The sequence below is a fragment of the Candidatus Phytoplasma prunorum genome, assembly GCF_036924415.2.
GTDB classification, from domain to species: Bacteria; Bacillota_I; Bacilli_A; order Acholeplasmatales; family Acholeplasmataceae; genus Phytoplasma; species Phytoplasma prunorum.
The window spans coordinates 57,457-79,813 of the sequence record NZ_JAZHCY020000004.1; the positions used below are offsets into that span (position 1 = coordinate 57,457).

19 protein-coding genes and 1 pseudogene are annotated in these 22,357 nt (G+C 20.9%); 18 read left to right on the forward strand and 2 right to left on the reverse strand.

Going from position 1 to position 22,357, the window contains the following annotated elements; translation table 11 throughout:
• Positions 1-35: 35 nt before the first annotated feature.
• The 14 genes and pseudogenes from V9D86_RS00450 (at position 36) to V9D86_RS00515 (ending at position 16,009) form a co-directional block, all read left to right on the forward strand.
• Entirely contained in the window at positions 36-1,358 is a 1,323-nt protein-coding gene (locus V9D86_RS00450) for a dihydrolipoamide acetyltransferase family protein (protein WP_334330840.1), read from the forward strand.
• A 41-nt stretch (positions 1,359-1,399) separates the two neighbouring features.
• Positions 1,400-2,782: a dihydrolipoyl dehydrogenase gene (gene lpdA, locus V9D86_RS00455; protein WP_334330841.1), complete on the forward strand. Its 1,383-nt coding sequence runs from the start codon at positions 1,400-1,402 to the stop codon at positions 2,780-2,782.
• A gap of 167 nt (positions 2,783-2,949) precedes the next feature.
• A complete protein-coding gene (locus V9D86_RS00460) occupies positions 2,950-3,702 on the forward strand; it encodes a TatD family hydrolase (RefSeq protein WP_334330842.1) in 753 nt (250 codons plus the stop codon).
• Between the two features lie 918 nt (positions 3,703-4,620).
• Positions 4,621-4,899, forward strand: coding sequence for a hypothetical protein (locus tag V9D86_RS00465; RefSeq protein WP_367951845.1), 279 nt, complete (start codon positions 4,621-4,623; stop codon positions 4,897-4,899).
• A gap of 162 nt (positions 4,900-5,061) precedes the next feature.
• Complete coding sequence (locus tag V9D86_RS00470) at positions 5,062-5,355, forward strand: hypothetical protein (RefSeq protein WP_334330844.1); 294 nt, start codon at positions 5,062-5,064, stop codon at positions 5,353-5,355.
• Positions 5,356-5,670: 315 nt separating this feature from the next.
• Entirely contained in the window at positions 5,671-6,063 is a 393-nt protein-coding gene (locus V9D86_RS00475) for a hypothetical protein (protein WP_334330845.1), read from the forward strand.
• Between the two features lie 210 nt (positions 6,064-6,273).
• On the forward strand, positions 6,274-6,402 hold the full coding sequence (locus V9D86_RS00480) for a hypothetical protein (protein WP_367951847.1): 129 nt from the start codon (positions 6,274-6,276) through the stop codon (positions 6,400-6,402).
• Between the two features lie 14 nt (positions 6,403-6,416).
• Positions 6,417-6,608: a hypothetical protein gene (locus V9D86_RS00485; RefSeq protein ID WP_334330846.1), complete on the forward strand. Its 192-nt coding sequence runs from the start codon at positions 6,417-6,419 to the stop codon at positions 6,606-6,608.
• Between the two features lie 209 nt (positions 6,609-6,817).
• The gene (locus V9D86_RS00490; protein ID WP_334330847.1) at positions 6,818-7,150 is read left to right on the forward strand and encodes a hypothetical protein; all 333 of its coding nucleotides are present in this window, start codon (positions 6,818-6,820) and stop codon (positions 7,148-7,150) included.
• 39 nt (positions 7,151-7,189) lie between these two features.
• A complete protein-coding gene (locus tag V9D86_RS00495; RefSeq protein WP_334330912.1) occupies positions 7,190-7,276 on the forward strand; it encodes an AAA family ATPase in 87 nt (28 codons plus the stop codon).
• Between the two features lie 47 nt (positions 7,277-7,323).
• On the forward strand, positions 7,324-7,581 hold the full coding sequence (locus tag V9D86_RS00500) for an AAA family ATPase (RefSeq protein ID WP_334330848.1): 258 nt from the start codon (positions 7,324-7,326) through the stop codon (positions 7,579-7,581).
• Between the two features lie 129 nt (positions 7,582-7,710).
• Positions 7,711-8,202: pseudogene (locus V9D86_RS00505) on the forward strand (hypothetical protein).
• An 864-nt stretch (positions 8,203-9,066) separates the two neighbouring features.
• Positions 9,067-13,704 (forward strand): PDDEXK-like endonuclease domain-containing protein, encoded by a 4,638-nt coding sequence (locus V9D86_RS00510; protein WP_334330849.1) that lies wholly within the window; start codon positions 9,067-9,069, stop codon positions 13,702-13,704.
• A gap of 895 nt (positions 13,705-14,599) precedes the next feature.
• Positions 14,600-16,009, forward strand: a complete 1,410-nt coding sequence (locus tag V9D86_RS00515; RefSeq protein WP_334330850.1) for a 2-hydroxycarboxylate transporter family protein — start codon at positions 14,600-14,602, stop codon at positions 16,007-16,009.
• Between the two features lie 188 nt (positions 16,010-16,197).
• On the opposite strand, the gene V9D86_RS00520 is transcribed toward V9D86_RS00515, so the two are convergent.
• Positions 16,198-16,545, reverse strand: a complete 348-nt coding sequence (locus V9D86_RS00520) for a hypothetical protein (RefSeq protein ID WP_334347443.1) — start codon at positions 16,543-16,545, stop codon at positions 16,198-16,200.
• Between the two features lies 1 nt (position 16,546).
• Positions 16,547-16,813 carry a hypothetical protein gene (locus V9D86_RS00525; RefSeq protein ID WP_334330852.1) on the reverse strand — a complete coding sequence of 89 codons (267 nt, stop codon included), beginning with the start codon at positions 16,811-16,813 and terminating at the stop codon, positions 16,547-16,549.
• 507 nt (positions 16,814-17,320) lie between these two features.
• On the opposite strand from V9D86_RS00525, the gene V9D86_RS00530 reads away from it, so the two are divergent.
• From V9D86_RS00530 to V9D86_RS00545, 4 genes are all read left to right on the forward strand, one after another.
• Positions 17,321-18,058: a hypothetical protein gene (locus V9D86_RS00530; RefSeq protein ID WP_334330853.1), complete on the forward strand. Its 738-nt coding sequence runs from the start codon at positions 17,321-17,323 to the stop codon at positions 18,056-18,058.
• Positions 18,059-18,133: 75 nt separating this feature from the next.
• On the forward strand, positions 18,134-19,873 hold the full coding sequence (locus V9D86_RS00535) for a hypothetical protein (protein ID WP_334330854.1): 1,740 nt from the start codon (positions 18,134-18,136) through the stop codon (positions 19,871-19,873).
• A gap of 202 nt (positions 19,874-20,075) precedes the next feature.
• Positions 20,076-21,266 carry an ATP-binding protein gene (locus V9D86_RS00540; RefSeq protein WP_334330855.1) on the forward strand — a complete coding sequence of 397 codons (1,191 nt, stop codon included), beginning with the start codon at positions 20,076-20,078 and terminating at the stop codon, positions 21,264-21,266.
• 48 nt (positions 21,267-21,314) lie between these two features.
• Complete coding sequence (locus tag V9D86_RS00545; protein ID WP_334330856.1) at positions 21,315-22,178, forward strand: hypothetical protein; 864 nt, start codon at positions 21,315-21,317, stop codon at positions 22,176-22,178.
• The last annotated feature ends 179 nt before the right edge of the window (positions 22,179-22,357 follow it).

A 22,357-nucleotide genomic window follows, 5' to 3' on the forward strand; every position in this document is an offset into this window, starting at 1 on the left:
AAATTAAAAATAAATTAAGGAGATAAAAGCAAAATATGTCTGAATTAAATATTTTTGAATTAAAATTCGCTGATGTTGGCGAAGGTATTGAAGAAGGAACTGTTTTAAAAGTATATTTTAAAATTGGTGATAAAGTTAAAGAAGGTGATATTTTAGTTACTGTAGAAACAGATAAAGTGAATTCAGACGTATCAGCTCCAATAAACGGTTTTATTACTAAATTACAAGTTAAAGAAGGTCAGATGATTTATGTTGGGGATACTATAGCTGTAATAAGTGATAAAATTAATGAAAAAACTAATTTGAATATGAAAGTATCTAATGAAAATGAATCGCAATATGAAGACAAAGAAGATGATGCAGGAGTAGTTGGAGATTTAGAAAATTCTTCTCAAATTATAGAAACATTTGATGATAATCATATTTCAAACGAAATTAATAATTTAAGTGAAAAAAAAATTTTAACTACTCCTTTAGTACGCTCTATGGCTAAGAAGTTAGGGATAGATTTAAATAATGTTAATGGTAGTGGAATTAATGGTAAAATTTTAAAAGAAGATGTTGAAAAATATCAAAATGAAAATTTAAAACATTCCACTTTATCAACAAAAACACAAAATATAAAAGAAAAAGAAGAACAAACATTATTTAAAAACTTTGATTTTAATAGTTCTTCTGATACTGAATTTATTAAAATTACTCGTTTAAGAAAAACTATTTCAGAACAAATGAAAATTTCAAAAAATGCTACTGTTCCTACTACTTTATTAAATGAAATTAATATTGATAATTTAATAGTATTTAGAGAAAAATTAAAAATTGAAGCATATTCTAAAAATATTAAATTAACTTACTTAGCTTTTATTATGAAAGCGGTTGTTATTGTTTTAAAAGAATTTCCAATTTTTAATTCTAGTTTTAATGAATTGAAAGATGAAATGATTATTCATAAAAATATTAATTTAGGAATTGCTGTTGACACTGAAAATGGTTTAATAGTTCCTAATATTAAAAATGCTGATAAAATGAATATTTTAGAATTAGCAAAAGAATTAGAAATAATAGCTAAAGAAACAAGAGAAAAAAAAGTTTCTATAGAAAAATTAAAAAATGGAACTTTTACAATTACTAATTTTGGTGCTATTGATTTAATGTATGGAACTCCTATTATAAATTATCCAGAAACAGCAATTTTAGGTATTGGTAAAATAATTAAAAAACCAATAGTTGAACAAGAAAAGATAATAATTGCTAATATGTTACCTTTATCTTTAACTATTGATCATAGAATTATTGATGGAGCAGACGGAGGAAGATTTTTAAAAAGATTTCAAGAAATTTTAAATAATCTTTCTTAATTTTATTATTATTTTATTATTTTAAAAAGGACGTTTAAAGTATGAAAAATTATGATGTTGTAGTTATTGGTGGTGGTCCTGGTGGTTATGTAGCAGCTATAAAAGCTAGCCAGTTAGGGGCGAAAGTAGCATTAGTAGAGAAACATAAAATTGGTGGCGTTTGTCTTAATTATGGTTGTATACCTACTAAAACTTATTTTAAAAGTGCTAAAGTTTTTAAAGAAATAAAAGATTCTTCTTATTATGGATTAAAAATTCAGGGTGATGTAAGTTTTAATTGGAAAGATATTTTATTACGAAAAAATCAAGTTGTTAAAAAATTAACATATGGAATAGATTTTTTGTTAAAAAAAAATAAAGTTGATTTATTTTATGATTTTGGGGAAGCTCTAACATCTAAAACAATTAAAATTGGGAATGATTTTATAATCAATACTAAAAAATTAATTATATCTACTGGAGCTAGTACTTTTATACCTCCGATTGAAGGTCTTAAAGAATCTTATGAAAAGGGTATTGTTAAAACTAGTAAAGAATTATTAGAATTAGAAGATTTACCTAAAAAAATAGTTATTATTGGTGGTGGAGTAATTGCTATTGAATTTGCAACTATTTTTAAAGCTTTTGGTTCTGAAATTATTATTTTAGAAAGACAATCTAATATTTTAAATAGTATGGATCAAGATATTATTAAAAGTTGTTATAAAAAACTAAAAAATGATGGTATAGAAATTTTCAATAACGTAGAAGTAATGTCCATAAAAGATAATAAAATTTTTTATTCATATAATAATCAAAATCAAGAATTAATATCCGATACTATTTTAATAGCTACAGGTTTTAAATCAAATTTATCAGGATTAGAAAAACTTAACTTAAATATTGAAAAAAAATCTATAGTAACTGATAATTTTTTAAGAACTTCTTTACCCGATGTTTATGCTATTGGAGATGTTAATGGTAAGTATATGTTAGCACATGTAGCAAGTCATGAAGGTATAATTGCAGTAAATCATGCTTTAGGAAAAGAAGAAAATGCAAATGGAATAAATTATAATCGTATTCCTTCTTGTGTTTATTCTTTTCCAGAAATTGCCACAATTGGATTAACAGAACAAGAAGTTAAAATAAAAGGTATAGATTATAAAATATCCAAATTACCTATAACTTCTATAGGTAAATCTTTAGCTGATGGGGAAACAGAAGGTTTTGCTAAATTGATAGTTGGCAAACAAAATTTAGATATTTTAGGCATGCATATTTATGCTTATAATGCTACTGAATTAATTAGTGAAATTTCTGTTGCTATGGAATTAGAGGGAACTGCTCATGAATTAGCAAATGCTATTCACCCTCATCCAACTTTATCTGAATTAATACTTGAAACTTATTTAGGAGCTATAGATAAACCTATACATATGTAAAAATATATTATATTTATCTATTATTTAAATATAAATAAAATAATAAAATATTATAATAATTTAAAAAAAATATTAATATTTTGTTTCTTAACTTTAAAATAATATAAAAACATTTATTTTTTTAAAAATTTATTAAAAAAATTAAATTAACAAAGGTTATAAATAATATGTTAATAGATACTCATGCTCATTTAAATCAATCAGTTTATGATAATGATTTAGAAGTTGTAATTACAAGAGCTTTAAAAAACGATGTTAAAAAAATTATTGTTGTTGGTATGGATGACAAAAGTAATCAAAAATCAATTCAAATAGCTGAAAAATTTGATAATATTAAATCAACTATAGGCATTCACCCTTGTTATTATCAAAATGAAGATCCTAATAAATTAGAAAAATATTTAAAAAATTCGAAAGTTATAGCTATAGGTGAAACTGGTTTAGATTTACACTATAGAAAAGATAACTTATTAGAACAAAAAAATATTTTTAAAATTCATATTGAATTAGCATTAAAATATAAATTACCTTTGATTTTGCATGCTCGAGATGCTTTTTTAGAAGTTTATGAAATGTTGTATCCATATAAAGAAAAAATAACAGGAGTTTTTCATTGTTTAGTATCTAATTTACAAGAATCCAAAAAAGCTTTAGAATTAGGGTTTTATGTTGGAATTGGTGGTGTTGTTACTTATAAACAATCTATAATTACACATGAAATTGTAAAATCAATTCCTTTAGAAAAAATTATATTAGAAACAGATTGTCCTTATTTAACTCCTAGTCCTTTTAATCAACAAAGAAATGAACCAGCAAATATTAAAATAATTGCTGAAAAAATTGCAAAATTAAGAAACATATCTTTACAAGAAGTATCGAAACAAACTACTAAAAATGTTCAAAAACTTTTTAATTTTTAATTTTAACAAAAAAAATATAATTTTATTAATTTTTTTTTTAAAAATTATTTTAAAATAAGTAGAAGAGATAAAATTAATTTTTATATTAGATTTTTCAAAATTTTTAATAATAATTATTGATCTAAAAATTTTTGTCTTAATAGTTTTAATATTAAATAGTAAAGATATAAAAATTCATTACTATTAATTATATTTCTTAAATATTTTATTTTAATTTAGAAATTACTGTGGTGTTCTAAAAATTTAGAGACACTTTTTACTTTTTAAAAACTCTTTAAGACTAACTATTAAGTTAGTCTTTTTTTGTTTTAAATACTTAAAAAATAATTTCCTATCTTTTATAAAAACTTTTTTATAAATTAATTGAATGTTAAGAAAAAACTTATTTAAAGATTTTTTAAAAAACAAAAATAATTTAGAACTTTGAAATTAATTAATAGGTTACAAAAAATACCAAAATTAAAAGTAAAATAATCCCTTTATAATCGTTTTGATAATACTTTTTGCTTGTTTTTTTTAGTTTTAAAGAATTAAAATATTTATAATTTTATGTATTATTACAAAATTTTATTCATTTTTTTAATTTTAAAAAACATTTAATTTGTTTTTTTTATGTCATAATAAAATAAATATAAAAAAAGAAAGGTTATATAATATATAAAAATGTTTATAAAAAATAAAAAGATTTTAATAATTTTTTTTGGAATATTATTGATTATCAGAATGATTTTTATGTATAGTTTATTAGTTTATTTTATAAGAACAACTTTTCTAAATATAAATAATAATATAAATAATAATATAAATTTACTAGAATTGGATAAATCTTATAATAAATTAATTTTTTAATTTGAATAAATTAGTGATTTAAAATTTTTTACTTATTTAATGGATTTACAAAAAGAAATGATTTCCTTAATGAAAGAAAATTTTGTTATATTAAAAACTAATTGGGTTGAATCCATAAAAGAAGGTAAAGTTGATTTTGAAGGATATTTTAGTAAAGTTTTAAAAGAAAATGATTTAAAACCTTATTTAAAGCCTCAATATAATTTAGGTTTATTAGAAAATTTTTCTCAAGATAAACATGGTAAATTATATGATATTACAAGTTATGACAATTTTTATAAGTTAAATAATATAAAATCTCGTCAATGGCGTTTTAAGTTAAGAAATAATTTACAATTTACGAATTGAACAGAAATTAATAATTCAGTAGTTAAATATTCTTTAGAAAAACATAAAGAAATAATGAAAATATTATATAGAGATGAACAACAAGATTTTTTGCCTTCAAATATTAAATTATTATTAGAAACAGAATGTTATGCTGATGTTAATTAAAAATTTGATTTTATTTTGTCTTATCAAGAACAACAAGATTTATATTCTATTATTGTTTTATTGAATAATTTAACTTTATTACCTATTGATATTTTCGAACAAACTTATCCATTTCATGAGATAGATAAAACCAATTATGGAATCATTGAATTTTCTTTTGTATCTTATGGTCCTTATTTTCTTAAAGAAAGTTATAATTTCCAAAATGATTGGATATTTGAAAAAAACGAATTTTTTGATAAAAAAGATGAATATTTTTTAAAAAATATTATTTATAAAAAAAACTGTTTCTCCAAAAGACAAATATGATTTATTTAACGAAGGTCAAATTAATGAAATCATTATTGAAAATATAAAAGATATCCAAAAAATTAATGAAGAAAAACTTAAACATTGTTTAGGTAAAACAACTACCACTAATTCTATTTATATTTTTTTTAATCAAGAAAATATTGATGATAAAGATGATGAAATTGTAAAACAACAAAAACAAAAGACTAATTTTTTCATAAATGATATGCGTTTTCGTAAAGCTTTATTTTTAGCTTTGGATCGTTCTTTATTAGAAAAAAAGATTATTTTGGTTTAATATCTAGTTTTTCTTTTGTTTCTGATGTAACACTGTTGACTTATTATTATTTTTTTAATGATCAAGAATTTCATCGAAAAAATTTAAATAATGTTTTTAATTTATATACACGAACAGATCAAAAAGAACAAGAAAAAACAACAAAAGATCAAGATATTAATTCAAGAATGTATCAACCTTTTCAAGCTTGTCAATTATTAAAAGAAGTAAATCGAGATTTTATCAGTAAATTTCCTGAAAATCAAGAACCTTTAATTATTAAGATCTTTACTGACTTTGATGAAATAACTGAATTCAGAGAAGTAAAATTAAATTCATTTTTAATCAATAGTTGGTCAAAATGTTTTAAAGAATTACTTTTCAAACCTCAATTTTATCAAATAACAGAAAGATCTTCTAATGTAGAACTTGGACAGGGTTTTTTATAATTTATTAAAAATCCTCATCAAATATTTATTTATTTGTATGATCGAATCAAAACAAAAAACTTACAAGATAGAAAATTTGTTTTAAAATAATCAGATGGTTGTACTGAAAAAAATTTCACTGCAGAAGAATTACAATTATTCCTGAAAGAACTACAAGAAAAAAATAGATAAAAAAAATAATGAAAATAAACAAAGTGATTTTGAAAAATATTGTTTTATTTTGGCACAATTAGAAAAAAAACTTTAGAAGAATTATATTGTTTGCTTTTGATTAAAGGTAAAAAATATAAAATTTATCAACATTTATATCGAGATTTTAAAAATTCTTTTGTTTTGTAGGGAATTAATGATATATGTTAAAATTTAAAAATTTCATTATGCGAGTTAAAAAAAATTTTATTTTAATTATTTTATTAACTTTATTTAGTTTATTTTTCTTTATGATTTTTTATAGTTATCAATTTAATTATTCTAACTTACCAAAAAAAGAAAAAGAATTTTTTGTATTAATGTCAGATATTGAGAAAAATAAAATAAAAAAATAATTTATCAAAAAAAATATGATTTTTTGATTGGTGATTATCTTTGTATTGAAGCAACTTATAAAGATAACTATGAAACATGTTATTGTAAAACAGAAATAATGTTTTATGATAGAATTTTTCATTTAGTAGATTCCAAATATTAAAAAAATAAATTGACAGATATAAAGTCTCGACTTGGTATAAATCATTTCAAAACATTTGTATATTTATTGCAATTAATTAATGGTTTTTCTAGTGCTATTTTTATTATATATATTATAAATATTATGAATAAAAAATCAGGTAAATTAGATTATAAATCTTTAATTTCTTCTAAACAAAATTCTCAATTTACTTTCTCAGATGTGGTTGGTAATGATGAAGAGAAAGAAGATATGAAAGAATTAATTGATTTTTTAAAACAACCTCGAAAATATAAAGACATTTGGGCTGTTATTCCTAAAGGTGTCTTATTAGAAGGTTCACCAGATACTGTTAAAATTTTATTGGCTAAAGCTTTAGCAGGGGAAGCGAAGGTTCCTTTTTATGCTGTTTCTGGTTAAGATTTTAAAGATCAATATTTTGGTGTAGGAGTTTCAAGAGTGAGACAATTGTTGAAAGAAGCGAAATATCATTCTTCTTGTGTTATTTTTATTGATGAAATTGATACTTTAGGAAGAACTCGTTGAGATATCGCGAATGATTATGGTAGTAATATTAACCAACTTTAATTGAAATGGATGGTTTTACTACATCTCAAGGTATTATTGTAATAGGCACTACTAATCGATCGGATATCTTAGATTACTCTTTATTACGTCCAGGACGATTTGATCGAATTTTGAAAGTAGGATTATCTGATATCAAGGTTCGAGAAGCTATTTTAAAAGTTCATGCTCAGAATAAAAAAATATCTTCTAATGTGGATTTTCAACAATTAGCGAAACAGACTCCAAGGGATGAGTGGTGCTCAATTAGGAGCTGTTTTAAATGAAGTTTCTATTTTAACACAATCAGAAATCAAAAATCAATAATTATTATGAATGAATTAGAAGAAGCCATTGATCGAGTGTTAATGGGTCCATCAAAAAAATCTCTTAAATATACATAAGAAGAAAGAAAAATGGTTGCTTATCATGAAGCTGGGCATGCTTTAATTTGTTTAAAATTAAAATATTCTCAAAAAGTTCAAAAAATAACTATTATTTCTAGAGGTTCATCTGGAGGATATAATTTAATGTTACCTGAAAAAGAAACTTTCTTTTCTTCCGAGAAAAGAAAGTTAGTTAATATTACTTTTTATTTAGGTGGTCGAGTAGCGGAAGAATTAGTTTTTGATGATATTTCTTCTGGAGCATTTGATGATTTTAAACAAGCGACTAAAATTTCTAGATTAATGGTTACCAAATATGGAATGATTAATTTAGGTGTCTCTCAAGATTATGAATTTTCAGATAAAAAAGCGATTGATACGTAAATTAAAAAAATAGTTGATGATTGTTATCAAGAAACTAAAAATATTATTATTCAAAATAAATCCTTATTAGATACAATTGTGGTTTTATTGTTAGAACAAGAAACGATTACTAAAGAAGAGATAGATAAATTAGTTTAAAAAAATATTTTTTATTTGATTTTTCAAAAAAATTATCTAATAACTTGTTTTGTAGGTTACATCAAATTTTTAAGTAAATTCGTTTTTAATATTGAAAAAGCTAACTATTAAGTTAGCTTTTTTTATTTTCGAAAAAATTAGGTATAAAAATTTATTTCAATTATATTAACAATAATTCTTTTAGTATTTTTTTTTAATTAAATTATGAAATTTTTTTAATACTAATAATTATGAAAATAATTTATATTTTTCTTTTATTTGTTTTATTTAATTATTATTATTATTCTAATATATGTATTTATTTATAATTTAAGATTACTAATATTTAATTAATATTTGTTTTAATATTTTTATTGTTAATTATGATATAGTAAAAATATGTCTGTAATTTATGATGTTATTATTGAATTAATATACTTAGAAAAACTTATTAAGGTTTTGGAATGTTTTAATGTTTGATTAAATCATATTGATTATAATATAATGAAATATTATATAAATATAATTCATTATTGTTAATATTAAAATATTTAATTAAATTTTTAGATTTTAATAATTTGATTATATTTTGATATTTATTTTTTGTAATTTAATTAAAAAATATATTATAAATTATAAAGTAAAATTATCATTTTATTTTTTTCTTATTTATGATTAATCAAATAATAAATTAATAAATTTTTTGTAAATTTAAAATATATGTTCTAAGATAAAATAACAATTCAGATATTGTACTAATTTTAAAAATATTTTTTTATTATGGATAACAAAATTTATAGATAATTTAAAAAATTTTAATTATTTTCGATAATAAATAAATATTGAAATATAATTTTTAACCTAGAAAGGAACTATAACTGTTGTATGACAATTAAACATCAAAGATTATCATCTTTAATAGAGTTTGTCAAAAAAGTTCAAAAAACATCAGAAACTTATTTATCAGATGTTACTGATCATGAGTTTCATTATTTTGAACATATGTTAAATGACTTACCAGGAGTTTATGTGAAATCTCAAGATTTTGACAAAGATCTTTGGATAATTGTTGAAAGATCATTACCAAATCCTGCACCATTAGAAGAATGTGGCAAAATTTTAAAAACATGGTTAGAAATTTCTAATGATTATAACCATGAACCTTCATTAAAACCAAAGATTCCTATATCTCAAATTATTAAGAAAAAATTATTATTAAATATTAATTTGAATGGATATTCTGATAATGATTTTATGACTTTAAATGATTTTTTAAAACAAAAACCTAATCTTAAAGAAGAATTTGATCATTATTTACATACTATTTGGTATCCTTGGACTTTAATAGAAAAAAAACGTTCCCAAACACGTGTTTTATATAAAAATTTATATGAGTTAGAACAAGAATTTAAAAATTCAGAAGAAGATTGTGAAAAAGAATTAGTTTTAGGTTTCGGAATAGTAATTTGGCAAATGGACAACGGAAAAGAAATTCAAAATGTTCGTTATCCTTTAATTACACATGCACTGGATATTAACATGAATGAACAAACCGAAGCTATAGAAATAAAATTAAAAGGTAAACCTCAGATTTGTTTAGATTTATATACTTATAATTCAGGAGCGCAAAAATTAGAAGATGAATGGAAAAAATTGAAACAAATATTAGTTAAAAATGATAATCATTTTGTTTATTTTTATAATTCTCAAACTTTCAGCAATATTTTTCAATTAGCTGCGAGTTATTTAGATCCTCAAGGAAAATATTTATTAAAAGAAATCAATGAAAAACGTACTTTACCTTCGTTTTCTAATAATATGCAAATTACTGATACTTGGGTTATTTTTCTTCGTCCTCGAAGTAATGAAAGTTTATTCCATGATCTAGAACAATTTCAAGATCAATTGCAAAAATCTTTAGAACATGCTGATGGTGAACCTTTGTCTTTACCTGAAGGAATTTCAGCTTTATTAACTGAACCTGCTAAAGTACGCCCACAATTAAATTTAACTAAATTTCGAGGAGTTTATTGTCAATCTGATCTTACAAATTCAGACAATGATGATATTGAAAAAAAACAACCAATAGCTGATTTATATTTTACTATGCCTTCTAATGAGGAACAATTAAAAATTATTCAAAAATTAGAATCTTATGAAGGTTTAGTAATTCAAGGTCCTCCTGGAACTGGTAAAACTCATACTATTGCTAATATTTTGTCTCATTATCTGACTTTAGGGAAAAGAGTATTAATTACCTCGACCAAAAAAACAGCTTTAAGTGTTTTACGAAATAAATTATTATCTTCTATTCGGCCTTTGGCAGTTAGTTTATTATCTAATGATCAAGAAGATCGTAAAAAATTGGAGCATACAATTACTATTATTGAAAATACAATTAATTCTATTAATGAAGATGTTTATCGTCAAGAAATTCAGGATTTAACAAAAAAACTAGATTATTTGCATAGCGAAATTAATTCTATTGAAAGAAAAATTGATGAATTAATGCGAAAACAGTTTGAACCTATTATTTTAAATATTGATAATTGTTTAAAAAAATTTACTCCAACTGAAGCTGCTCTTTTTCTTTCAGAAAACAAATCCCAACAATCTAATGAATGGTTATTAGATCGTATTGAACTGAATAATAAACCTTTATTTTCATCAGAAAATATTCATCAATTAAAATTAGCACGTATAAATGTAGCTAATTATTTAAATTATTGTCAAATTAAATTATTAGAAATTCCCAAAAATATTATAAATATTTTAGAAGATACTCATAAAAATTTAATTATTTATAATCAAATTCAAGATAAAATTAATATAGGAGTTATACATCCTTTAGTTAATACTAATTTTGATACTTATAAAATGGTAACTACTCTTTCTGTAGAAATTGAACAATATATTAATTTAAGCAAAATTATTAATCAAAATAGTATAAATTTTAAGTGGCATGACAAAATAAGCGAATTATTAAACAAATCGTTAACGAAATTACAAATAGAAAAATTTAATGATTTTTATCAAGAATCACAAATATTAGCTGAAAAACTAGATAAATTTATTTTAAAACCAGTAACTAGTGATATAGATTTAGCTTTCGATGTTGAAATAATGAATGTTATTGATAGAAAAATTAAAGGTAAATCTGCTTTTGGTTTTTGGCAAACATCTCGTACCAAAATACTTCAAGAAAAAATATCAACTATTAAAATTATTAATAATCTGCCTAAAACAAAAAATGATTGGGAACATGTATATGAATATTTTCAATTAAAAAGACAAGTTGAGAAATTAGTTATTATTTGGAATAATAGTTTAAGAAATTATTTATCATTACAACCTATCTCTCATACATCTAATGAAGCATTATTCTTTGAAATTAAAAAAAATTGTGATCATTATTATATGTTGATTCAAAAAATTCAACAAAAACAACGTATTATAACTTTATTTGTTGAATTATTTCCTAAATATAACTTGATAAATCAAATTCCTGATAATTTAGAAATTTTACAAGAAATTTCTCAAATGTTAGAACAACATCAAAAATTAAATAATTTAACCAAATATTTGAATCAAAAAACAGAAATAATGAATTTTTTCAATACCTCTTCGAGTGATATATTTTGGCGAATATATCAATTTATAGAAGAAAAATGTGGCAATACTTTAGTTTCATTGTCTGATTTTAAAAATCAATTTGATATTTTAAATCAAGAATTAATTCATATACAAGAGTTACGAAAACAATTCGATGTTATTTTAGAAGTATGTCAAAAAATTGAAAATTCTGGAGCAATTTTATGGGCTCAAGCTTTACGTTCTCAACCTGTAATAAATGGCGAAGATGATCCTTTAATTCCTTCTGATTGGGTTAATGGTTGGTTGTTTCGTCAGTTAGAGGTTTATTTAGCACAATTAAGCACTGGAAATACTTTACAACAAATAGAAATGGAACGTTTAGAAAAAATTAATGATCTAAAAATAACTTATGAAAAAGTTGTTGAACGACGAACTTGGTTACAAGTTTTTCAAAAAATGAATCCTAATATTGAATCAGCACTTCAATCTCTTGTTCTTTGTATCAATAAAATAGGAAAAGGAACAGGAAAAAGATCAGCATCATATCGTCATCAAGCTAACAAAGCTTTAAAACAAATAATTGATTCAAAAGCAATTCCTTGTTTTATTATGCCTCATAACAAAATTTCTGAAATATTACCTTCTCAATTCGGTACATTTGATTTAGTTATTATTGACGAAGCTTCTCAATCAGATATATCTGCTTTACCATCTTTATTAAGAGCAGAAAAAATTTTAATTGTAGGTGATGATAAACAAGTTGGTCCTAATGATATTTTCTATAATATTGATAAAATAAATGATTTAACTAAACATTTGTTAAATTCTCAAGTGAAACGTTATAGAGGTCATATGAATACAGGAACATCTATTTATGAACTTTTTCAAGTAGTATTCGCTCATGAAAAAATTATGTTAAAAGAACATTTTCGATCTGTAGCTCCTATTATTGAATATTCTAATCGCGAATTTTATCATCACCAAATCAAACCAATGCGTTATCCTACAATATCTGAACGCTTAGATCCTCCATTAATTGATGTTTTAATTACTGATGGTTATTGCGATAATAAAAATATGGATATTAATAAAGCTGAAGCACATTTTATTTTGGATGAAATCAAAAAAATATGTGATAATCCTCGAATGAAAGATAAAACCATTGGTGTTGTTACTTTAAAAGGTGATCAACAAGCGAATTATATTACTGAACTTATTTATCAAGATTTATCAGTAGTTAATATCAAAAAACATAAAATTAAATGCGGCAATGCAAGAGTATTTCAAGGTGAAGAACGAAATATTATGTTCATATCTTTAGTAGTATCTTTCTATCCTCAACGAAAAAAACCGTATCCATTAACTAAAGAAGATGCTAAACAACGTTTTAATGTAGCAGCATCAAGAGCTCGCGATCGTATGTATTTAGTACGTAGTATCGAGTTAAATAATGAACAATTAAGTTCGCATGATATTTTAAGACGGAAACTTATAACTCATTTTAAAACACCTTTTTTACAAGATGATAAAAAAGTTATTGATTCAAGATTATTATGTGAAACTGATTTTGAAAAAGAAATGTATGATATTTTAATAGAACGAGGTTATCGAGTAATTCCACAACTTAAAGTAGGTAATTACAGAATTGATTTAGTGGTGGAAGGTGATTATGATTTAAGGGTTGCTATTGAATGTGATGGCGATCAATATCATAGTTATGATTTAAATAGACAAAGAACTTTAGAACGTAATGGTTGGCAATTCTGGCGTGTTTTTGCTTCTAATTTTTTTCAAAATAAAAATAAGGTTATTGAAGAATTGATTCAATATTTAGATAAAAAAGGAATTAAACCAATCGGTTCTCAAGATTTACCAAGAAGTAATTATACTTTGTATCGTGAAGTCCAAGTTTTCGACAAGAAAGAATAATAATTTTTTATTTTTTATCTTTTTAAAATAAGTTTTTTAATAAAATAATGAACTTTTACAAAACTAAAATTTAAAATTTTTTGATTATTGAATGTAATATTAAAATTTATATTTTTTAAAAAAAAGAACCTATTAAAAGGTTCTTTTTTGTTTTAAAAATCAAGATAATCATAATAATTTTATATCTTTATTTTTTTATAATTAATCATATTCTAATTTTAATTCTTTTAGTATGTCTTTAATTTTACTATATTTCAAAATATTTAGTTAATCATATTCATTTTGAAAAATTCATTTTAAAAAAATAGATTTTATCTATTTTTTAATTAATTAAAAAAAATTTAACTTGTTTTTTATGTCATAATAAAAAAATATAAAAATCACTTAAATTAGCACAATTTAAAGAAAATATTTCAAAATTGTTAAATTTACAAATCAACACAATAATATAATAACAAAATAAATATTATACCAAATAAATAAATATGCTAAAATTGATAATTTTCTATCAAAATATTTATAAAATAAACATAAATTTAAATAAAAAAAGATTTCTAATTTATCTGTTTTTTTAATAAATAATTTAGATTAATAGGATAAAAAAAGGATTTAATTTTTATTTTTTTTCTTTAATTTTACTAAAAAACTGGTTTGATTTTATATATTTTATTTTTTTATTATAATTTTATAAAAATAATAATATTAATAGAAATCATTTTATATTATTTTATTATTTTAATTTTTCTAATTTACAAAATTTTAAGTTCAAGACTAAATAATGAAAAATTAAATAGGTTTTAAATTAATAAAAAAATCAATATTTTTTTTATAATAATTTGTTATTATAGTATTATATTATTAAAATGAAAATTTTTTTTAAGGTGGTTTTTATAATATGCATGAAAAGAAAAACATAAAAATTTTTGGTATTAATATTTTTATGTTTCTGATTTTTGTTATAACAATGATTATTAATATTTTTTATATTTATAAAAAACCTGATTTAATATTTAAATTATGGCATCCTTTATTAACTCCTTTATTTATTTGCATGGTAATAGGATTTTCTTTAAATTTTATTGGAAAAAATGTACCAGTTTTAAATAAATTAGGATTAAGTTTTTTACTTTGTATTATAGTGCCATCTTTTTTGGTACATCAAGAAATTATACCAGAAACAGTGGCTATTTTTTTTGATAAACTTTTTTTTAATAAATTAACTAATAATCTATCAGTTGAAGAATTACCTAATGTTGGTATTAATTTTTCTCAGTTTTTTATAACTATTGTAATTTCAGGGAGTATTTTAAGTGTTAATAGAGAATTATTAAAAAAATCTCTTTTTAAATTTATTCCTTTGACTTTAATTGTTATTTTTTCTTCTATTATTTTAACATCTTTTATAGGTTATTTGTTGAATTATAGATGTCCTCCAATATTTGCCAAATATTCTAAAAATTCTTTATTAGATTCTGTTTTTTATATTTGTCTTCCTTTAACTAATGGAGGTACAAATTTAGGGATTAATGGTTTTTCAAATGGAATTTTTAAGGAAGCTTTTCCTTCGATAACGGCAAGCGAAATAAGAAGTTATTTATTGCCGCCCTTACTTTTAATTAGAATTTTAAGTATTATATTTGCTGGATTTTTATATTTTTTATTTGATAAAACTAAATTTAGTGGTAAAGGGAATTTAACAAAAGATACATTTTCTATAGATAATAATTTAAAATCAATTCCTCATTTAGATTATCAAAATATAGGCACAGGATTATTCATTATTCTTGGGTTTTATTCTTTAGGTATTATAATTAATCAATTAATTAGTAGTCAAATAATAATTTTACAATTAGATGCAATGGTTTATGTGATTATTTTGTTATTAATTGTTAAAATATTTAATTTAATATCTATTAAACATCAAATTTATGTTGAACAAACTGGTAAATTAATTAGTACGATTTTTACTGTTCCTGTTTTAACTGGTTTAGGACTTACAACTAATTTTAAAAAATTATTAGAATGTATAACAGATTATAGAATGTTATTTATGGTTAATTTTGCTTTATTAATGAGTATTTTTATAACATTTATAATTGCTAAAAGATTTGGTTTTTATGAATTAGAAGCATCTTTGACATCCGGAATTTCTGGATATAGTATTGGGGGTACTGGTAATTTTGGAATAATGTCAGTAAGTCATAGAGAATATTTATTGCCGTTTTCTATGATTGCAACTAGAGTTGTTGGTCCTATTATGTTTGTTATTTATAGTATTAGTTTTAGAATTATATATATGTCATAATTATTTTAATTTTTTTTTATTTTTTATAATTTATTAATATAGAAAAAAATATTTAATTTATAAAAATTTCAATATTTTTATTTAAATAATAATATAATTATTAATTAATCAATAAACAAAAATATAATTGAAATCAAAAAAAACTGTACTATTTATTTTTATAATAAATAGTGCAGTTTTTTTTATTATTATTTTTTGTTTTTGTTTATTAATAATAAGGTTTCTTTTTGTTGTAAATTTTTTAAATTTTCATATAATTTTTGTTTTTGAATTTCTAGTTGCATAATTGAATATTTATTTTTTTGAAATATTTCATTACCATTGTAAGCAGTTTCCCATAAATAAATCCATAAACTTTCTAATATTAAACTTATGTAATTATAAATAAAAGGATAATCGGATATTTCATTCTCTGTTTTTAAAAATAACTTTAATGTTACTCTTAAAATTATATATATACATAAAATAATTATTTGTATTATATTTAATGAAAAAATATTTTTTTTATCTTCTTTGTTTTCTTTATATATCATCATTTTATGTTGTTCTTTCTATAAAATCAATATTTTCTTCTATTTTTTTAATTTGATTTTGTAAATTATTTATTTCTTCCGAAAATTGTTTTTGTATTAAAAATTGTAAATTAATACCACTATTAAAAGCTATAGTTTTACATAAAGGATAAATCATAAACCATCCTATACCTAAAGTACAAATACTTATCAAAATAACTAAAGTTAATTGTATTGGACTTAATTTACAATTATAAAAATTTTCACTATTTATATATTGATTCTGATACATTTATATTTTTTCTCCTATTTATTTTTTTTATTTATTACTAAAAAACATTTTTTTATAATATTTAAATTTTTATAATATGTAAAGATAAATCAAATAAAAATTTATAAAAAATAAATTTAATTTTATTAAAAATTTTACAAAAAATTGTTTTATTTTATTATATTATTTAAATTATAACATTTTTTGAAAAAAATAATTTCATTATTGTTAAAACTTTAATATTTAGTGTTTCGTTTGTAATTAATTTTTTTTATGTTAATATTAAAATGTAAATAATAATTATGTATTAATATAAATATTCTTATATTTTTCATTCTTTTTGTATTAAATAATTTTTTTATTGGGGAAATATTTTTTAAATTAATATTTTGTTTTGATTTTTTTTGATGTATTTTTTTGTTTATTTAAATATTAAGAATATAATTTAAAATTTTTTATTTTTTAAAAAATAATTTAAATTTACAAAAAATTTCTATCTTTTAAATATCATTCAAAAATATTATTAAATTGATATTATTTATAAAGAAAGAAGAAGGTAAATATAAATTTGAAATTAAAAAATTTTTACCACAAGTAAATAACAAAAAGCCTGAAAAAAACAAAAAAAATAATAATTCTTTTATATTTTTAATATTTAAAATAGTTAAAATTATATTAGTTTTATTTCATATTATTTTGTTTATTTTTTTTAATTTATATCTTTTATATAAAATGCCTAGTAGTATTTTTTTAAAAGAACTTCCAATTCCTTTTATACAAAAAATTGATACAATATTAGATACAGTCGGAAACGAATCGTTAAAAAATCAAAAAAAAGAACTTTATACATCGATACTTTCATTAGAAAATGAAAAAATATCTTTACAATTAGAAAATGATAAATTAGAAAAAAGACAAAAAGATAAAACAAAAGAATATGAAAAATTAAAACAAGAAGTAAAACAAGAAAGACAAGAAATAAAAAAACAAAAATCTAACGAAAAAATAATTGAATCAGAACAAACATCAAAAAAAGAAAAAAATCATGAAACATCAAAACCACGAGATATTAATTATGAACAAATGAAAGAAAAATTAGATAAAAATACAATAAAATTAAAAAAAATCAAAGAAGAATTAAAATTAAAAGAAAAAACAAACCAATATTTTTTATTAATTATGACTGTTTCTTTCACTTTCATTTTTTCTATTTCTTTACTTATTTATTTGAATAAAATTAAAATCTTGGGTTATGAAAAAAATTAATTATTTAAAAATAAATTAAAAATCTAAATAAAAATTAAAATAAAAAAATTTATGAAATATAGAGTATTTTTATATATGAATAAAATTAAAAATATATATATTATTTGTTTATTTTTATTTTCTTTTTTGTTTCTATACTCATTATCTGTTTTTTCAATAAATAATTATGATGAAAAATATCAAAAAGATTATAAAAAAAATATAATAGTAGATTTTTTGATTCCAACTTCTGAATTTAATTATGAAATAATTTATAAAGCCTACTGGGAAGCAATTTTTAGTGTGTTTTATGGTTTGAAACGAGTACCTAAATATCGCTATACAATGCAAACAATAAATAAAGCAGGTCAAACTTCGAATAAACGTTTAGAATTGATGGAAAATGAATTTTTTACAAAAATTTTTGAAAAAGATCAACCATATTCTTCTTCGGATATGTTAGAAATAATAAAACATAAAAACAAAAGATTTTATGATAATTATATTATGAATAACGATACTCTAGGACAACAAAGGTTTTTGATATCACAGTTTTTATATATAAAAAATATAGACAATAATACATTTGAAAAGAAAATTGATCAATGTATTATTGATGTATCAGAATCTATTAAAAATTTTGAAAATATAATTATTCATGACGAAATTGAAGAAGAATTGATAAATACTGATTTAGGAACGATAAAAAAAGATGATGATATTGAAAAAGTGATTAAACAAAAATTATGTGATTTAAATAGTAATTTAAACAATGATTTTGTATCAAAACTATTAATAACAAATATTACAGATACAACAGCAAAAATTCAACATCCAGATTATTCTAATGAAATAGAAGTAAAATTTGTTCTTGAACTTCCTCATATATATAAAGATAATAATTATATAAAAACAAATATAGATAATTTTTTAAAAAACTTTAAATCCAAGGTATTTTGTGCTAACAATGAAGAACTTGAAAACTTTATAAAAGAAAACATTTTGAAATTAGACAACACAAAGATTAAAATTGATGATTTTTTAACAAAAAGTAACGATAAACAAGAAAAATTTAGCAAAAAAATTAAAAATAAAAATTATTGCGGTGAAATAATAGTAGATTATGTTGTTAGAGCACAAGTATCAACAGGTAAATGGTTTTATAGGACAACTTGGGAAGAATTCGATAGTCAAACAGACTCACTATTAAAATTACCACCAGAGACAAGTAAACAAATTGTTATTAAAGATGTTAGACACGACGCATCAACATTAGAAAATAAACAACCAGTAATATCAACAAAGCAATCATTAACAAAGCAATCATTTAAAAAAATTAAAAGAATATTTAAATTAATAGAAAGATTAATTGATCAACATAATTTAGATAAAGTAAAATTATTTCCATTTGATTATATTAAATTTACAAATGATATTTATATTATAAATAATGATGAATGTGGAAATGAACAACAAATAGAAATAATAAAAATTATAGAAAAAGAAGTTTTTTTCGAATGGGAAAAAGAAAATGACATTAATAATAAGTTATCGCCACCACAAATAGATTATGATAAAAATAATAAAACAGCTAAAGGCACATTAATAAATCAAAATTCATTATTTTTAAAAAAAGAAATATCATCAATCGATTTTTTATTTGACACACAAAAGATACAAAAAATACCAATAATAGAAGAAGAGTATGATTCAAATATAAAAGATTCAAAAATATTAAAATACACAGAAATAAGAGAATCTTTAAACAATTTAACAATTTCAGAAGAACAAAAAGAAGAAGAATTTAAAAAAAAAATAATTGAATTTTTGACATAAAAATTTTAATAATAATCAAACCTCATTTAAATAAAAATTGAATGAATAAAATTTCCAATAAAGTTAAAAAACTATAAAAAATTTTAAATAATAATTTATTGAAAGTTGGTATTTCTTGAAAAAAAAATTAAAATTCAATTTATACAACATTTTTGTATTTTTATTATTAATCGTTATTTTCTTTTGTTTCTTATTTTATATATTGTATATATTAGGATTTTTAAATTTTAATAAAAAAAAATTAAAAATAGAACTATCAAATAGAACAATAATAATAGATGATGATACATTAGAAGAAATCAAAAATTATTTAACAGAAAATTTTCAAAATTTTAAATTATTACAACAAGAAACAAATCAAAATTCTAAATTATTACAACAAGAAACAAATCAAAATTCTAAATTATTACAACAAGAAACAAATCAAAATTTTAATAACCAAATGGCAAAAATTGTAAAACAACTCGGAGGAGAAAATATTAATGAAGATTTAACAGAATATGAAGCAGAAATAGATAAATTGATATACAGGTTTAATACTCCTAAATATAATAATTTAATGAGTTTAGAACAATTAATTGGTTTACAAAGAGAAAAATTAGCTCTAAGTGATTTGCAAACTTGCATGTCTTTTTCACTTTCTTTAAAAGACTTTAAACAAAAATCTCCAACTGGAGTTATTTTTCATGGAGTTCCAGGTACAGGAAAAACAACACTTGCGAGAGCTCTTGCGAAAACAACAAGTTTTCATTATATTGAAATTGATGGAACTAATTTCCAAAAATATAATTCTAAAGAAGGCATCAAAATGGTAGATGCTTTATTTAAAAAAACACAAAACACGGATAGAGGAATTATTATTTGTATTGATGAATGTGAAAATACTTGGGGTAGTTTAAAAAAAGCCGAAAATCAATCTACTAAAAATATTGTTACAAAATTTAAAAATTCTTTGACTTCTATTGAAAATCAAAATAATCAAAAACAAGTTTTTTGGATTGGGACAACAAATCATTTAGAAGATATAGATGATGCTATTTTATCTCGTTTTGATTATAAAATAGAAGTAAAACCTTTAGATTTAGAAGGTCGCAAAAAGTATTTTAATCAAGTATTTATTGAAAAATTAAAAAGAGATAACTTAATATCAGAAGAAGCGATTGATTATTTAATTAATACAATAGCAGTTGAAATTGAAAAATTTCCTGAATTACAAACATTTCGTGATATGGAAAAATTTATAAGAATATCAAGTATTAAAGCAATTAAAAGATATAATTCAAATTCACAACAAGAACAAAAAACATCAAAACAAATTATTAAAGAAGATTTACAAAATGTTTTTGATAACCAAAAGAAAGATATACTAGATCAAAGAAATATTTATAAGTAAAAAAACATAAAATAATTTAAAAAAAATAAAAAAATAAAGGGATGTAAAATGATAAAAAATAATAAACAAATTATTAAACAAGTTATAAATTTATTATTATTGGTTCTTCCTTTAATAATGGTTATAACTGTTTTTGGACAAGCATTTCAACTTTATAAAAAAGTTACAATTAATTTTGATGTAGACAAAAGACCTGAAGTAGTTATGAAGGATGAAACAGCAATACAAAACGATTTTGAATGTACAGAATTAGTACAAGAAAGTGATTCTTTAATACAATGGGAAAAAACAGGTTTTCATACAAAAGATTTAGTAACTTCAAAAACTTTTGAAATAGTTAATGATTATCCAAAACTTCAAAATGATGGAATAGTAACAAAATGTTATTTAATAAAATTCAAAGATAATGTTCTTGCTGAAAAAAATTTATATGTTGCTTTAAATCAAATACACGAATATGTAATTCATAAAACATCACTAAACGATGATTCTGTTGAACAAAAACAATATTTTGAGCAAAATGGACCAATACAATTTTTTGTGAAAAAGGATAATGTAACGAATAACGATTCACCCGATGCATTTACTTTAATACAAAACACTCATGAGTTACCAAATAATAGCGGAAATAATGTTAATTCATTAGGTAATATATTATTACAAGAAGGTCCTCATCCACTAAATGGTAAAAACAATAAATTAATTACTAGAAAAGAAGCTGAAAACGACTCATCATTACAGGACCAATTTAAACAACAATATGCAAAAAGTAAAGTAATAAAATTAAAAATTCAATTTAAAATAAAACAGCAAGCAATGGAAGAAGCTGGACTTTGGGATGCACAAAAAAGATACTTAACAAATGAAGGTAAAATAAAATTATCAGCAGTTATGGATTTATCAGTTATTTAATTATTAAAATAAAATAATCAATATATAAAAAATTAATGTAAATCCAGAAAAATTAAACCATTAGAGAATACAAAATAAAATTAAATACAATTTAAATCAAGTTAAACTGTTAATTCAAAAATAAACAGTTTAACTTTTTTGTTATATAAATTGTAAAAATATGTTGATTTTTATTTATA

What these genes read in the sequence shown, in the direction of transcription:
- V9D86_RS00450 (WP_334330840.1), top strand. Translation starts at nt 36, where the DNA reads ATGTCTGAATTAAATATTTTTGAATTAAAATTCGCTGATGTTGGCGAA.
- lpdA (WP_334330841.1), top strand. Translation starts at nt 1,400, where the DNA reads ATGAAAAATTATGATGTTGTAGTTATTGGTGGTGGTCCTGGTGGTTAT.
- V9D86_RS00460 (WP_334330842.1), top strand. Translation starts at nt 2,950, where the DNA reads ATGTTAATAGATACTCATGCTCATTTAAATCAATCAGTTTATGATAAT.
- V9D86_RS00465 (WP_367951845.1), top strand. Translation starts at nt 4,621, where the DNA reads ATGAAAGAAAATTTTGTTATATTAAAAACTAATTGGGTTGAATCCATA.
- V9D86_RS00485 (WP_334330846.1), top strand. Translation starts at nt 6,417, where the DNA reads ATGTTAAAATTTAAAAATTTCATTATGCGAGTTAAAAAAAATTTTATT.
- V9D86_RS00500 (WP_334330848.1), top strand. Translation starts at nt 7,324, where the DNA reads ATGGATGGTTTTACTACATCTCAAGGTATTATTGTAATAGGCACTACT.
- V9D86_RS00510 (WP_334330849.1), top strand. Translation starts at nt 9,067, where the DNA reads ATGACAATTAAACATCAAAGATTATCATCTTTAATAGAGTTTGTCAAA.
- V9D86_RS00515 (WP_334330850.1), top strand. Translation starts at nt 14,600, where the DNA reads ATGCATGAAAAGAAAAACATAAAAATTTTTGGTATTAATATTTTTATG.
- V9D86_RS00520 (WP_334347443.1), bottom strand. Translation starts at nt 16,545, where the DNA reads ATGATGATATATAAAGAAAACAAAGAAGATAAAAAAAATATTTTTTCA.
- V9D86_RS00525 (WP_334330852.1), bottom strand. Translation starts at nt 16,813, where the DNA reads ATGTATCAGAATCAATATATAAATAGTGAAAATTTTTATAATTGTAAA.
- V9D86_RS00535 (WP_334330854.1), top strand. Translation starts at nt 18,134, where the DNA reads ATGAATAAAATTAAAAATATATATATTATTTGTTTATTTTTATTTTCT.
- V9D86_RS00545 (WP_334330856.1), top strand. Translation starts at nt 21,315, where the DNA reads ATGATAAAAAATAATAAACAAATTATTAAACAAGTTATAAATTTATTA.